Source organism: Sinomonas terricola (assembly GCF_034931225.1).
Taxonomy (GTDB): domain Bacteria; phylum Actinomycetota; class Actinomycetes; order Actinomycetales; family Micrococcaceae; genus Sinomonas; species Sinomonas terricola.
This window is the reverse complement of the sequence record NZ_JAYGGQ010000013.1, coordinates 89369-103723: the sequence shown is the minus strand read 5'-3', so window position 1 is coordinate 103723 and position 14355 is coordinate 89369. Positions and strand designations below refer to the sequence as shown.

Annotated in this window: 13 protein-coding genes; 5 read left to right on the top strand and 8 right to left on the bottom strand. The window is 69.4% G+C overall.

The annotated features are described in order from the left end of the window. Nucleotides 1-50 precede the first annotated feature (50 nt). From SPF06_RS16230 to SPF06_RS16210, 5 genes are all read right to left on the bottom strand, one after another. The gene (locus SPF06_RS16230; protein ID WP_323280168.1) at nt 51-1130 is read right to left on the bottom strand and encodes a Gfo/Idh/MocA family protein; all 1080 of its coding nucleotides are present in this window, start codon (nt 1128-1130) and stop codon (nt 51-53) included. Nucleotides 1131-1273: 143 nt separating this feature from the next. Continuing rightward, nucleotides 1274-2371 carry a sugar-binding protein gene (locus SPF06_RS16225; RefSeq protein ID WP_323280167.1) on the bottom strand — a complete coding sequence of 366 codons (1098 nt, stop codon included), beginning with the start codon at nt 2369-2371 and terminating at the stop codon, nt 1274-1276. A 67-nt stretch (nt 2372-2438) separates the two neighbouring features. Further along, nucleotides 2439-3707, bottom strand: a complete 1269-nt coding sequence (gene mmsB, locus SPF06_RS16220) for a multiple monosaccharide ABC transporter permease (RefSeq protein ID WP_323280166.1) — start codon at nt 3705-3707, stop codon at nt 2439-2441. A gap of 26 nt (nt 3708-3733) precedes the next feature. After that, the gene (gene mmsA / locus SPF06_RS16215; protein ID WP_323280165.1) at nt 3734-5278 is read right to left on the bottom strand and encodes a multiple monosaccharide ABC transporter ATP-binding protein; all 1545 of its coding nucleotides are present in this window, start codon (nt 5276-5278) and stop codon (nt 3734-3736) included. A gap of 124 nt (nt 5279-5402) precedes the next feature. After that, the gene (locus SPF06_RS16210) at nt 5403-6596 is read right to left on the bottom strand and encodes an ROK family transcriptional regulator (RefSeq protein ID WP_323280164.1); all 1194 of its coding nucleotides are present in this window, start codon (nt 6594-6596) and stop codon (nt 5403-5405) included. 115 nt (nt 6597-6711) lie between these two features. Here SPF06_RS16210 and SPF06_RS16205 point away from each other — a divergent pair, with 115 nt between their 5' ends. Next, complete coding sequence (locus SPF06_RS16205; RefSeq protein WP_323280163.1) at nt 6712-7236, top strand: gamma carbonic anhydrase family protein; 525 nt, start codon at nt 6712-6714, stop codon at nt 7234-7236. A gap of 37 nt (nt 7237-7273) precedes the next feature. On the opposite strand, the gene purU is transcribed toward SPF06_RS16205, so the two are convergent. Next, nucleotides 7274-8122: a formyltetrahydrofolate deformylase gene (gene purU / locus SPF06_RS16200; protein ID WP_323280162.1), complete on the bottom strand. Its 849-nt coding sequence runs from the start codon at nt 8120-8122 to the stop codon at nt 7274-7276. Nucleotides 8123-8132: 10 nt separating this feature from the next. Next, nucleotides 8133-9239, bottom strand: a complete 1107-nt coding sequence (locus SPF06_RS16195) for an FAD-dependent oxidoreductase (protein ID WP_323280161.1) — start codon at nt 9237-9239, stop codon at nt 8133-8135. Between the two features lie 313 nt (nt 9240-9552). Here SPF06_RS16195 and glyA point away from each other — a divergent pair, with 313 nt between their 5' ends. Next, nucleotides 9553-10845 (top strand): serine hydroxymethyltransferase, encoded by a 1293-nt coding sequence (glyA, locus tag SPF06_RS16190; protein ID WP_323280160.1) that lies wholly within the window; start codon nt 9553-9555, stop codon nt 10843-10845. 8 nt (nt 10846-10853) lie between these two features. After that, a complete protein-coding gene (locus tag SPF06_RS16185) occupies nt 10854-11759 on the top strand; it encodes a bifunctional methylenetetrahydrofolate dehydrogenase/methenyltetrahydrofolate cyclohydrolase (RefSeq protein WP_323280159.1) in 906 nt (301 codons plus the stop codon). 64 nt (nt 11760-11823) lie between these two features. Here the strand turns inward: SPF06_RS16185 and SPF06_RS16180 are convergent, their stop codons facing one another. Next, the gene (locus SPF06_RS16180) at nt 11824-12267 is read right to left on the bottom strand and encodes a CHRD domain-containing protein (protein ID WP_323280158.1); all 444 of its coding nucleotides are present in this window, start codon (nt 12265-12267) and stop codon (nt 11824-11826) included. 166 nt (nt 12268-12433) lie between these two features. Here SPF06_RS16180 and SPF06_RS16175 point away from each other — a divergent pair, with 166 nt between their 5' ends. Beyond that, nucleotides 12434-13618: a sensor histidine kinase gene (locus SPF06_RS16175; RefSeq protein ID WP_323280157.1), complete on the top strand. Its 1185-nt coding sequence runs from the start codon at nt 12434-12436 to the stop codon at nt 13616-13618. After that, nucleotides 13615-14283, top strand: coding sequence for a response regulator transcription factor (locus SPF06_RS16170; RefSeq protein WP_323280156.1), 669 nt, complete (start codon nt 13615-13617; stop codon nt 14281-14283). The genes SPF06_RS16175 and SPF06_RS16170 overlap by 4 nt, the downstream gene beginning before the upstream one ends. Nucleotides 14284-14355: the final 72 nt, after the last annotated feature.

Sequence of the window (14355 nt, the reverse complement as noted above, 5' to 3'; positions counted from 1 at the left end):
TCACATTTGCATACGCCAGATGCGGATTAGCGAAAGTTTCTGAGAGAGCCCTATCGGGACGCGCGCTCGTCGTTGGGATACCGCACGCCGAGCTGGCGCCGCACGCCGTCGAAGAGCCGCATCGTGCTGAGCGTGTGGGACCAGGGCATCGTCGGGCTCTCCAGGACGCCCTGCTGGACGCAGCGTGTCGCCTCGCGCAGCTCGTAGACGTAGCCGCGGCCCACGACGTCGAACTTCTCCGTGCGCGGCGGATCCCAGCCGCGCCGCACCACGAGGTCTCTCGGATTGTTGATGCTCCCGACCGTGGTCAGGACTCCCTCGGAGCCGGCCACGGTCGCGGCGCGGGGGCCGTGCGCGACGAGCGAGGACGTGAGCGTCGCGAGCTGGCCGCCGCCGTAGCCGAGGGCGAGGACGTTCTGCTCGTCCACTCCATCGGCATTGAGGCTGCCGAGGGCCGTGAGGGAATCGGGGAAGCCGAGCGTCCCGACGGCCCACAGGAGCGGGTACACCGTGAGGTCGAGGAGCGCCCCGCCACCCGATTCGACGGCCCAGATGCGGTTCGAGGGGTCTTTCGGCGCGGGGAAGCCGAGGTCCGCCGAGACCCACTGGACCTCGCCGATCTCTCCGGACTCGGCGATCTCGAACGCGCGCTGCATCGAGGGCAGGAACCTCGACCACACGGCCTCCATGAGGAAGACCCCACGCGCCTTCGCGAGCTCCACGAGCTCGTGCGCCTCGTGCGCGTTGACCGTGAACGCCTTCTCGACGAGGACGTGCTTCCCGGCCTCGATCACGGCCTTCGCAACCTCGTAGTGCTGGGCGTGCGGTGTCGCGACGTACACGATGTCCACGTCCGGATCCTGCGCGAGGGCCACGTAGCCGGGCACTCCGCCGTCGTCCGCGTAGTGCCGCCGGAAGCCGAACTCGCGCGCGAAGTCCGCCGCGCGCTCGACATCGCGCGAGCTCACCCCCTGGAGCGTCACGTCCTGGAGCATCGCGAGGTCCCGCACGACGGTGCGCGCGATCCCGCCGGTCGCCGCGACGCCCCACCGCACGGTCTTGCCGGTGGCCGCGAGCGGGTCCGTGTTGTCCTGGAGCGAGAGCCACGGGTGCTGGATGTGACGCGTCATACGGCCCATCCTTTCACGCGTCCGGTCCGGATTCCGGGCTTCTGGGGCTGAGCGCGCGCTCCCGTCCGCTCACGACGAACGACGGCGGCCGCCCCCTCGAGTGGGGACGGCCGCCGTGCTGCGGGTCGGGTCTGCCGACGCGACTAGGACGTGAGCTTGCTCAGCGTCGGATCGTTCGCGTAGGCGTCCTTGGCGTTCGCCTTCGTGACGATGACCGGCGGGAGGAGGAACGCGGGAACCACCTTGTTGCCGTTGTTGTAGGACTTGTCATCGTTCACGTCCGGCTTCTGGCCGGCCTGGAGCTTCTTGACCATGTCGATCGCCTTGGCCACGAGGTTGCGCGTGTCCTTGTTGATCGTCGAGTACTGCTCGCCCGCCATGATCGACTTGACCGACTCGACCTCGGAGTCCTGGCCCGTGACGACCGGGATCGGCTTGCCGGCGCTCTTGACGGACGTGAGGATGGCGCGGGCGAGGGTGTCGTTCGGCGAGAGCACGCCGTCGAGCGTCGTGCTGTTGTAGTTCGCGGCGAGGAGCGTGTCCATGCGCTTCTGGGCGTTCTCGGCCTTCCAGCCCTGCGTGACGACCTGGTCGAACGCCTTCTGGCCCGAGACGACCTTGAGCGTGCCGTCGTCGATCTTCGGCTGGAGGACGCTCATCGCGCCGTCGAAGAAGACCTTCGCGTTCGCGTCATCCGGGGAGCCCGCGAAGAGCTCGACGTTGTACGGGCCGTTCGGCTTCTTGGCCTGCATGCCCTGCAGGAGCGCCTGGCCCTGCAGGACGCCGACCTTGAAGTTGTCGTACGCGACGTAGTAGTCGACGGCGTCGGTGTTCTTGACGAGGCGGTCGTACGCGATGACGGTCGCGCCCGCGGCCTTGGCCTGGGCGAGCTGGGTGCCGAGCTGGGAGCCGTCGATCGCGCCGACGATGATGACCTTGGCGCCCTTCGTGACCATGGCGGAGATCTGGTTCTGCTGCTCGGTGACGCCGCCGTTGGCGAACTGGACGTCCGCGTTGAAGCCCGCGCTCTTGAGCCCGTCGTTGAACAGGCCCTCGGCGAGGACCCAGTTCTCGGAGGTCTTCTGGGGGAGGGCGACGCCGATGACGGAGTTCTGCGCGAACCCGGCCGCTGCGCCGCTCGACGCGCTGGACGAGCTTTCCGAGCGACCGCAGGCGGTCAGCGCCAATGCTGCGATGGCAGCGACTGCTGCTGCCTTTCCTGCCTTGCCAAACATTCGCATGGTGTTTCGCTTTCTGTGGTTTCCGGTGGGGAAATCTAATGGTGTGGGCGGGAAGGAAGAACGGCGGTCAGGCCTCCTTGGCCACGACCTCGCTCGTCTTCGTCGTCTCGTCGGGCTGGGCGGGGACGCCGCGGCCGCCGTTGCGCATGAGGAGGCCGATGATCGACTTCCGGCCCTGGGACTTGTTGTAGACGTCGAAGGCGACGGCGGCGAGGAGCACGAGGCCCTTGATGATCGCGGTGCGGTCGGCGCCGATGCCGAGGAGCTGGAGGCCGTTGTTGAGGACGGCCATGACGAGGCCACCGACGATCGAGCCGATGACGGTTCCCACGCCGCCGGTTACGGCGGCGCCGCCGATGAACACGGCCGCGATCGCGTCGAGCTCCCAGCCGGTGCCGTCGAACGGGCCCGACGCCGTCGAGCGGCCCACGAAGACCATGCCTGCGAGGGCGGCGAGGATGGCCATGTTCATCATGACGAGGAAGTTGATCTTCTTCGACTGGACGCCGGAGAGCTCGGCCGCGTGGCGATTGCCGCCCACGGCGTAGACGTGGCGGCCGATGATCGTCTTCGACGAGACGAAGCCGTACAGGAGCACAAGGACGCCGAGGATGAGGCCGGGGATCGGGAAGGACGTGCCGGGGCGGCCCGTCGCGAAGAGGTACGTCGCGTAGAGGATCGCCGCGCTGATGAGCACGAGCTTGGTCACGGTGACCCACATCTCGGGGACGTCGGCGCCGAGTGCCTTGGCCGAGGCGCGGCTGCGGAGCTCGAAGTAGACGACGGCGGCGGCGCCGATGAGCCCGATGAGGAGCGTGAGGTTGTTGTAGCCGGTGTCGGGGCCGATCTCGGGGAGGTAGCCCGCGCCGATGTACTGGAAGTCCGAGGGGACCGGCACGGTGTTGGACTGGCCGATGAACTGGTTGAGCCCGCGGAAGATGAGCATGCCGGCGAGGGTGACGATGAAGGCGGGGATGCCGATGTAGGCAACCCAGAAGCCCTGCCACACGCCGATGACCGCACCGATGACGAGGCCGAAGAGGATCCCGATCCACGTGGGCAGATGCCAGTCGCGCATCGTGATGGCGACGATGATGCCGACCGACGCGGCGATCGAGCCGACGGAGAGGTCGATGTGGCCCGCGATGATCACGAGGACCATGCCGATCGCGAGGATGAGGATGTAGGAGTTGCCGTTGAACAGGTTGATGACGTTGTCCGGCGTGAGGGTCAGCCCGCCGGTGAGGATCTGGAACAGGATGATCAGCGCGACGAGCGCGAAGATCATGCCGAACTGGCGGGTGTTCCCGCCGAAGAGCTTTTTGAGCGCGTCCATGGTCTTTCCTTGGCTCTCTTCCTGCTTCAGGCTGCGTTCTTGCGGGCTTGGGTCATGAGCTTCATAAGGCTTTCCTGCGTGGCCTCCTCCTTGTCGAGGACGCCCGTGATCGCTCCCTCGAAAATCGTGTAGATGCGGTCCGAGAGGCCGAGCAGCTCGGGCAGCTCCGAGGAGATGACGATGACTCCCTTGCCCTGGTTGGCGAGGCGCTGGATGATTCCGTAGATCTCGTACTTGGCGCCGACGTCGATGCCGCGCGTGGGCTCGTCGAGGATGAGGAGCTCGGGGTCGGTGAACATCCACTTCGCGAGGACGACCTTCTGCTGGTTGCCACCCGAGAGCTTCGCCACCCCCTCGTCGACGCTCGGGGTCTTGGTGCGGAGCGACTTCCGGTACTCCTCGGCCACCTGGTATTCGCGGTTCTCGTCGACGACGAGGCCTCGCGTGATCTTCTTGAGCGCGGCGGCGACGGTCGTCGACTTGATGTCGTCGAGCAGGTTCAGGCCCAGGGTCTTGCGGTCTTCGGTCACGTAGCCGAGGCCTGCGTCGATGGCCTGGGTGACGTTGTGCATCTTGACCTCCTTGCCGTGCATGAAGGTCCGGCCGCCGAGGAACTTCCCGTAGGAGTGGCCGAAGATCGAGCGTGCGAGTTCGGTGCGCCCGGCTCCCATGAGCCCCGCGAAGCCGACGATCTCGCCCTTGCGGACGAAGAAGTTCGACCCCTTGCACACGAGGCGGTCGGCGACCGTCGGGTGCTGCACCGTCCAGTCCTTGACCTCGAAGAGCACCTCGCCGATCGAAGGCGTGTGGTCGGGGAAGCGGGACTCGAGCGTGCGGCCCACCATGCCCTTGATGATGCGGTCCTCGTCCACGCCGTCAGCCTTGACGTCAAGCGTCTCGATCGACTTGCCGTCGCGGATGATCGTGATGGAGTCCGCGATCTGCTCGATCTCGTTGAGCTTGTGGGAAATGATGATCGACGTGATGCCGCGGCCCTTGAGCCCCAGGATGAGGTCGAGGAGGTGCTGCGAGTCGGTTTCGTTGAGCGCGGCGGTGGGCTCGTCGAGGATGAGGAGCTTGACCGACTTGTTGAGGGCCTTCGCGATCTCGACGAGCTGCTGCTTGCCGACGCCGATCTCCTTGATCGGGGTGTCCGGGTCCTCCGAGAGCCCGACGCGCGCCATGAGGTCCAGCGAACGACGCCGCGCCTCCTTCCAGTCGATGATCCCGCGCTTCGCGGGCTCGTTGCCGAGGAAGATGTTCTCCATGATCGAGAGCTCGGGGATGAGCGCGAGCTCCTGGTGGATGATCACGATGCCCGCGTGCTCGCTCGCGCGGATGTCCTTGAACTCCTGGACCTCGCTCTGGTAGACGATGTCGCCCGAGTAGGTTCCGTACGGGTAGACACCCGAGAGCACCTTCATGAGCGTGGACTTGCCCGCTCCGTTCTCGCCGCAGATCGCGTGGATCTCGCCGGCCTTGACGGTGAGATTGACGTCTGAGAGTGCTTTGACCCCCGGGAACTCTTTGGTGATGGATCGCATCTGCAGGATTGCAGGTTGGTCAGACATATGCCTTCGCCTCCTGGTCGAACCACGTTGTCCGGCCGTTCGCTGGGCGAGGCCGTCTGACAAATGAGTAAACAGTCTCGCCTAGCTTGTCGTCAAGGCTTTAACGCAATCGATACAATCGCGTCTACGCGTGATGCGAGATGTCCGCGTGCTGGAAGACGAGTGCGACGCCGCCGAGCACCTCCGCGCGGGCCCCGAGCGCGGACATCGCGACCGTCGTCGTCTGCCCGATGAGCGGCACGGCGTGCCGTCGGAGACCGCGCCGCACGGGGTCTAGCAGCAGGTCGCCGAGCTCCGCGAGCGGGCCGCCCACGACGATGACCTCGGGGTTGATGAGGTTCGCGACATTGCCGAGCGCACGGCCGACGGCGAGCCCGGCGTCATCGATCACGCGGAGCGTCGCGGGGTCGTGCGCGAGGGCTTGGTGCACGATGTCGTCGGGCGTGATCGGCTCCTGCCGCCCGCGGCTCAGGAGCTCGACCATCGTCGTCGTCGACGCGACCGTCTCGAGACATCCGCGGTTGCCGCAGCGGCACACGAGGCCGTGCTCGGCGATCGTCGCGTGCCCGATCTCGCCGGTCACGCCGACGTGCCCGTAGAACGGCTGGCCGTTGAGGATGAGGCCGGCGCCGATGCCCGAGCCGATCTTGACGAAGATGAGGTTCTCGACCGAGCCGTGCGGCCCCCACGTGACCTCGCTCAACGCGCCCAGATTGGCGTCGTTGTCGACGAACACGGGGAGGCCGAGCGTCTCCTCGAGATGGGTCAGGAGGTTGAAGCCCACCCACTCGGGCAGGATGGCCCCCTGGGCCACGGTGCCCGTCCTGTGGTCGATCGGGCCGGGGATGCCCGTGCCGACGCCGAGGATGTCCCGCCGGTCGATCCCGGCGTCCTCGAGCAGGCTGTCGAGGACGTCGACGGCGGCGGCGATCCCGACGTCCGCGCGGTGGCCGAGGGGGAGCGAGACGGTTTCCTCGGCGAGGATGTCGTAGGCGAGATTGGCGACGACGACGCGCAGGTGGCGTCGGCCGAAGTCGATGCCCACGGCCACGGCGCTGTTGCTGTTGAGCCGGACGCTGAGCGCCCTCCGGCCCGAGCTCGTCGTCGGCTCGGTGGCGACGATCGAGGCCTCTTGGAGTACCTTGACGATGTTCGAGACCGTGGCGGTCGAGAGACCGGTGGCGCGCGAGAGCTCGGCCTGGGTGGAGGGGCCGGCCATGAGCGCCTCCACGATGCGCTGCTCGTTGAGCCGCCTGAGCGCGGACTGCGAGCCCGGGTTGGTGGAGGCGCTCGCCGTCGAGCGCAGGGTGGACACCATGGGTCACAGCATGGTCCCGACCGTGCTTGCCGTCAAGAAGTGAACGCAAAAGTCCAAATTGTGGCGGAAAGACGTGGCTCGTCAGAGGCCCATTGGTCTTGGTTAGTCTTGGGCCATGGCACCAGTCATCGACTTCGGGGGCAAGCGCCCCGACATCCATCCGAGCGCCTTCGTCGCCCCGACCGCGAGCATCATCGGCGATGCGCATCTCGCCGAGCGGTCGAGCGCCTTCTACGGCGTGTCCGTGCGCGCGGACACGGCCACCATCGTCGTCGGCGCGGGCACCAACCTTCAGGACAACGTGGTGCTGCACGCCGATCCCGGCTTCCCCTGCACAGTGGGCGCGGGTGTCTCGATCGGGCACAACGCCGTCGTCCACGGGTGCACCGTCGAGGACAACGTGCTCGTCGGCATGAGCGCGACCATCATGAACGGGGCCGTCATCGGCGAGGGGTCGCTCGTGGCGGCGGGCGCCGTCGTCCTCGAAGGCACGGTCGTGCCGCCGCGCTCCCTCGTGGCCGGCGTGCCCGCGAAGGTGCGCCGCGAGCTCAGCGACGACGAGGTCCAGGGCGTGCACCGCAACGCCGCCCACTACGTGGACCTCGCGCGGGCCCACCGCAAGGCGATCGCCGCCCTCTGACGTCGGTTGCACCCGCGGCAGGTGCCCCTGACCGGGATCAGTCGAAGACGACCGTGCGGGCCCCATCGAGCAGCACCCGGTGCTCGGCGTGCCACTGGACGGCGCGGCACAGCGTCCGGCCCTCGACGTCGCGCCCCAGCCGGACGAACTGCTCCGGAGTCCGCGAATGGTCCACGCGGATGACTTCCTGCTCGATGATCGGCCCCTCGTCGAGCGCCGCCGTGACGTAGTGGGCCGTCGCGCCGATGATCTTGACGCCGCGCGCATGCGCCTGGTGGTACGGCTTCGCGCCCTTGAACGAGGGCAGGAACGAGTGGTGGATGTTGATCGCGCGGCCCTCGAGGGCGCGGCAGAGATCGTCGGAGAGGATCTGCATGTACCTCGCGAGCACGACGAGCTCGATCCCGTGCTCCTCGACAAGCGCGAGGAGCTTCGCCTCCGCCTCGGCCTTGGTCGCGGACGTGACAGGAAGGTGCACGAAGGGCACGCCGTAGAACTCGGCCATCGGCGCGAGGTCGGTGTGGTTCGAGACGATCACGGGGACCTCGATGGGGAGGGTGCCCGTGCGCTGCTGGAAGAGGAGGTCGTTGAGGGTGCGGCCGTCCTTCGAGCACATGATGAGCGTGCGGACCGGCTCGCCGTTCGTGTAGAGGCCGAGCTTCATGCCGAACGCGAGGGCCACGGGCGCGAGGGACGTCTCGAGTTCCGCCCGCGAGGCGTCCGTCTCGACCGTGACCCGCATGAAGAACGTCCCCGTCTCGGGGCTCTCGTACTGGCGAGACTCGGCGATGTTGCACCCCGCCTCGAGGAGCGCGCCCGAGACGGCGTGCACGATTCCCGGTCGGTCGGGGCAGGAGAGCGTCACGATGAAGGAGTTGCGTACCACGCCTTATAGGCTATGCGGTTTCGCGGACCTGTTCTGCCCTCTCCGGCGCGAGCGCCCGCAGCGCTGCGATCGCCGCGGCCCTCCCCGCCCTGGTCGCCCCGATGGTCGAGGCTGACGCGCCGTACCCGACGAGGAAGAGGCGCGGCTCGCGCACGACGGTCACGCCGTCGTCGGCCATGAGAACCCCGCCGCCCGGCTCGCGAAGGCGAAGCGGCGCGAGGTGGCCGAGCGACGCGCGGAAGCCGGTTGCCCACAGGATGGCGTCGAGCCGGAGCTCGGTGCCGTCGGCGAGGATCGCGCCGTCGGCCGTGATTCGCTCGAGGGGCCCCCGGGAGACGAGCACCCCGGCGTCGATTCCCGCGCGGTACTGCTCCGTGAGCGGCAGTCCCGTGGCGGCGACGACGCTGAGCGGCGGCAGGCCCGCGCGCGTGCGTTCGCCGACGCGCCGTTCGACGTCGATACCCCAATTCGCGTCGAACGGCGCCGTGCGGAACTCGGGCGGGCGGCGCGTGGACCAGAACGTTGTTGCGCCGGCGGCGTCGAGCTGGAGGAGGAACTGGAGGGCCGATGTCCCGCCGCCCACCACGAGCACGCGCTGCCCGCGGAACTTCTCGGCGCTCACGAAGTCGTGGGTGTGGAGCTGGCGCCCGCGGAAGAGCTCCTGCCCCCGGTAGTGCGGCCAGTGGGGCCGGTCCCACGTGCCGGTCGCGTTGATGACTGTTTCGGCGAGCCAAGACTGCCCATCGTCCGCGCGCACGAGGAGGGCGGCGCCGTCGTCCGCTTCGTTGTCTGCCCTGCTCACCGACGCAACCCGCGTGGGCCGCACGATGGGCAGCGCGAAGGTGCGCTCGTACTCGCCGTAGTAGCGGCCGACGACGGCGGAGCTCGGTTCGGCGGGGTCGGGTGCCTCGAGCGGGAGGCCGGGGAGGGGGTGGAGGCCGTGGGCGGCATCGAACGTGAGGGCGGCCCACCGATGGCGCCAGGCACCGCCGGGGCCGTCGTTGGCGTCGAGGACCACGAAGTCGTCCCACGGGCGCAGGCCTCTGCGCTGGAGCCAGTAGGCTGCGCTGAGCCCCGCCTGGCCGGCCCCGATCACTACCGCCTTGAGCGACTCCACGCTGCCTCCATTCCTTGACACGTCAACCACCTCGGTAACCATGAGCAACGCAAGAGTGTTCCCGCCCGCCCCGCGCTAGACTGAGTCCCGTCGCGACTGGCGTTGGGTGGGTCACCACCGGGAAGCGGCGCGTCTCTGCCGCGGTGGAAGTTACGGCTTTCGCCGGGCGTGGGGCACTGGGACACCGCGGGTCGTACGCCTGGGCCGGGGGTCGAGCATCACCGCGTCGTCATGCCCCGAAAGCAAGTTCCAGCCGGGGTGCGACGGCCGGTAGCCTGACCAGTAGCAGCCGAGCCCAACCCAGGAGATTCCCGTGACCACCACGAATCCCACCGTGTCCTCCGTCAGCAACCTCCCCCTCGCCGACGTCGATCCCGAGATCGCGGCAGTCCTCGAGCAGGAGCTGGGCCGCCAGCGCGGCACGCTCGAGATGATCGCGTCCGAGAACTTCGCGCCCCGCGCCGTCATGGAGGCGCAGGGTTCGGTCCTGACCAACAAGTACGCCGAGGGCTACCCCGGAAAGCGCTACTACGGCGGCTGCGAGTACGTGGACGTCGCCGAGAACCTCGCGATCGCCCGCGTCAAGGAGCTCTTCGGCGCCGAGTTTGCCAACGTCCAGCCGCACTCGGGCGCCCAGGCCAACGCCGCCGCCCTCTCCGCCCTCATCAACCCGGGGGACAAGATCCTGGGCCTCTCCCTCGCCCACGGCGGCCACCTCACGCACGGCATGAAGCTCAACTTCTCGGGCAAGCTGTACCAGGTCGCCGCGTACCAGGTCGAGCAGGACACGTTCCGCGTCGACATGGACAAGCTCCGCGAGCAGGCCCTTGCCGAGCGGCCCAACGTCATCATCGCGGGCTGGTCCGCGTACCCGCGCCACCTCGACTTCGCCGCGTTCCGCTCGATCGCGGACGAGGTCGGCGCGTTCCTCTGGACGGACATGGCGCACTTCGCGGGCCTCGTCGCCGCGGGCCTGCACCCGAGCCCGGTGCCGCACTCGCACGTCGTGACCTCGACCGTGCACAAGACCCTCGCGGGCCCCCGTTCGGGCGTGATCCTCGCGAAGGAGGAGTTCGGCAAGAAGCTCAACTCGAACGTCTTCCCGGGCCAGCAGGGCGGCCCGCTCATGCACGTCATCGCGGCGAAGGCCGTGGCGTTCAAGATCGCGGGCTCGGCGGAGTTCAAGGAGCGCCAGGAGCGCGTGCTCGAGGGTGCCCGCATCATCGCGGACCGCCTCAACCAAACGGACGTCGCGGATGCCGGCGTCTCGGTCCTCACGGGCGGCACCGACGTGCACCTCGTCCTCGTGGACCTCCGCAATTCGCAGCTCGACGGCCAGCAGGCCGAGGACCTCCTCCACGAGGTCGGCATCACGGTCAACCGCAACGCCGTGCCGTTCGACCCCCGCCCGCCCATGGTCACGTCCGGCCTCCGCATCGGCACGCCGGCGCTCGCGACGCGCGGCTTCGGCGCGAACGAGTTCACCGAGGTCGCGGACATCATCGCAACCGCGCTCAAGGGCGGGGCTGATCTCGAGTCGCTCCGCGCCCGCGTCGACAAGCTCGCCGCGGACTTCCCGCTCTACCCGGGCCACGAGGAGTGGTGAGCGCCCCGATGACCTCAACTGATTCCGGCCGCGCCACCATCCTCGACGGGCGCGCAGCCTCGGCCGCGATCAAGGCCGAGCTCACGGAGCGGGTCGCTGCCCTCAAGGCCAAGGGCGTCACGCCCGGCATCGCGACCGTGCTCGTGGGCGCCGACCCCGCCTCGCAGCTCTACGTCGGCATGAAGCACAAGCAGTCCGTCGCGATCGGGATGAACTCGATCCAGAAGGAGCTGCCCGCGGACGCGACGCAGGAGCAGGTCGAGGCCCTCATCGACGAGCTCAACGCGGACCCCACCTGTCACGGGTACATCGTGCAGCTCCCGCTGCCGAAGCACCTCGACACGGACGCGATCCTCGAGCGCATCGACCCGGCCAAGGACGCCGACGGCCTCCACCCGACGAACCTCGGCCGGCTTGTGCTCAACGTGAGCGGCACGATCGAGACGCCGCTTCCGTGCACTCCGCGGGGTGTCATCGAGCTCCTCGTGCGCAACGGCTACGACCTCAACGGCAAGCACGTCGTCGTCGTCGGGCGCGGCGTGACGATCGGCCGCCCGATGCCGCTCCTGCTCACGCGGCGTGAGATCAACGCGACGGTGACGATCACGCACACGGGCACGCAAGACCTCTCGGAGCACCTGCGCCGGGCAGACGTGATCGTCGCTGCGGCGGGCGTCAAGCACATCGTCAAGCCCGAGGATGTCAAGCCGGGTGCGGCGGTGCTCGACGTCGGCGTGACCCGCGAGGACGATCCGAACGGCGGCAGGTCGAAGGTCTACGGCGACGTCGATCCTCGCGTGGCTGACGTCGCGGGCTACATCTCGCCGAACCCCGGCGGCGTGGGCCCCATGACGGTGGCCCTCCTCATGACCAACGTGGTCGAGGCCGCCGAACGCGAGGCCGCGCGCGCCTGATCCCCATCGACTGTCCCCATCGGCTCACGAGGGACGAGCCTGGGGAGCCGATGGGGACATTCGTTTACTTGAGCTGCCCCCGGATCTCGCCTCCCGGCCACATGTGCGTGTGGACGTTCACGTAGTAGGCGTCCGGGTCGGCGGAGATGGCCGACAGCAAGTCGGCGCTCGCCGTGGTGCACGCGCTGACGGACCAGCTGGTTCCGGACCCGGGCGTGAGCGGGATGACGATCGGCCCGGGCACGTTGCGGGGCGCGACGTGGACGTGGGCGCCGATCGCGGGCTCGGTCAGGTCGCGAACCTGGAGCGTGTAGCAGAACTCGGTTCCGTTGATCGTGTAGGTGAAGAAGCCGGATGCCGGGCTCGTCGAGCCGGTGGTCTCCTGCTCGGAGTTGAGCGGGATCGCCGGGACACCTCCGGGGTTGGCGAGCGCGGCGGGAATGCTCGTCAACGTCAGCGCAGCGACTGCCGCCGCGACGGCCTTCCACCGGGAAATGCGCCTGCTCATGGGATCCTCCTTGCTGGGGTGTGACACAAATCACGCTACGCTCGGCGCTATCGGGCAACAATGCGCGGCGAAGCCCTCTGAGGCGCGCGGAATGCTCCCTGCGGAGTAGCCCTGGCTGCGCCGAGCGGGCGACGCCGCAGCCCGCCCAGGCGCGTAGGCTCGCCTCATGCGGGCATCGGGCGAGGATCACGCGGGACACCGCGCGACGTGGCCCGCGCCCGGACCCTGGTCCGGCGGATGGCGGCCGCGCCGCGCGCCATGGTCGCTGCGGGTAGCGGCCGCCGTCGTCCTCGCTCTCATCCAGATCGTCGGAACCCATGTCGCGGCCCTCCGCCAGCCCGAGGCGCGGCCCCTTGACGCCCTCGCCGTCATCCTCCTCGCCGCGGGCCCCGGGCTCTTGCTCCTCCTCCGCCTCTGGCCCGGCCCGGCGGCGACGGCGATCGTCGCCGTCACCCTCGGATACTTCGCGCTCGGGTACCCGTGGGGCCCGATCCTCGTCTCGCCAGTGCTCGCGCTCGTCTGGGCGACGGCGGCGCGCGCGCGCCGGTGGACGTGGACCGTGGGCGGTGCGCTCGTCGTGGCCGCCGGAGCGGTCGCGATCGCGAGCGGGGAGTGGATCCGTGCTGCAGCGGTCGCGGCGTGGACCGTCGTCGTCCTCCTCGTCGGCGAGGGCCTCCGCGTCCGGCGGGAGCGCGTGGCCGAGCGGCGCCGAGAGTGGGAGGCGCGGCGGCGCGAGGCGCGCGACCAGGAGCGGCTCGAGCTTGCGCGTGACATCCACGACGTCGTCGCGCATTCGCTCTCCCTCATCAACGTGCGGGCGAGCGTGGCGCTGCATCTCGCGGACCGCCGGCCCGAGGAGCTCCGCCCCGCGCTCGAGGCGATCAAGGAGGCGAGCCACGAGGCGCTCGGCGAGGTCCGCGAGCTGCTCGGCGTCCTCCGCCAGGACGTCCCCGTGACCCCCGGCGAGCCGCTCGAACGCATTCCGTCCCTCGTCGAGGACGCCCGCGGCTTGGGCCTCGAGGCGACGCTCGACGTACGGCTCGACCCGCCGCCGTCGCCCGCCCTCCAGCGGGTCGCCTACCGCGTGGTGCAGGAGGCGCTCACGAACGCCGTGCGGCACGCGGGCGCGCACCGCGTCTCGGTGCGGCTCGCGCGCGAGGGCGGCAGCGTCGTCGTCGACATCCACGACGACGGCGCGGGGCTGCGCGGGGCCGCGCCGGGTTCTGGGCTCCGCGGCATGCGTGAGCGAGTCGAGGCCGCCGGCGGCAGGCTCGAGCTAGCGGACGACGGCGGGCTGCACGTCCGCGCGGAGCTCCCCGAGGCACGCCAGGCCGGGGGAGGGGTCGCGTGATCCGGATCCTCATCGCCGACGATCAGGCCCTCCTCCGTGCGGGCTTCCGGGCCCTCCTCGACGCCGAGCCGGACATGGAGGTTGTGGGGGAGGCCGGAACGGGTGCCGAGGCCGTCGCGGAGGCGGCGCGGCTTGTGCCGGATGTCGTCCTCATGGACATTCGTATGCCCGGGGGAGACGGCCTCGAGGCCACGCGGACGATCCTCGCCTCGCGCCCCGAGGGCGTGCGCGTCATCATCCTGACGACGTTCGAGCTCGACGAGTACGTCACGGGCGCCATCCGGGCGGGCGCGAGCGGCTTCCTCGTGAAGGACACCGAGCCGGACGAGCTCGTCCGCGCGGTCCGATCGGTGCATGAGGGCGATGCGATGCTGTCGCCGTCGGTCACGCGGCGCCTCCTTGAGCGCCTCGCGGCCGAGCAGCGGCCATCGCACGCATCGCAGCCCACCGACGTCGGCCTCCTCACCGAGCGGGAGCGCGAGGTAGTCGCGCTCGTCGGGCATGGGCTCAACAATGCGGAGATCGCCGAGCGGCTCTTCATCACGCCGCTGACGGCCAAGACGCACGTCTCGCGGGCCATGACGAAGCTCGGCCTGCGCGACCGTGCCCAGCTCGTCGTCCTCGCGTACGAATCCGGCCTCGTCCGCCCGGGCTGGCTCGGCTGAACTCGCCTGTCCCGGTGCGCGGGGTGCTCGGCCGGGCGCGCAGGGAGTGCGCCGGGGTGTTCCCGGCAGAGT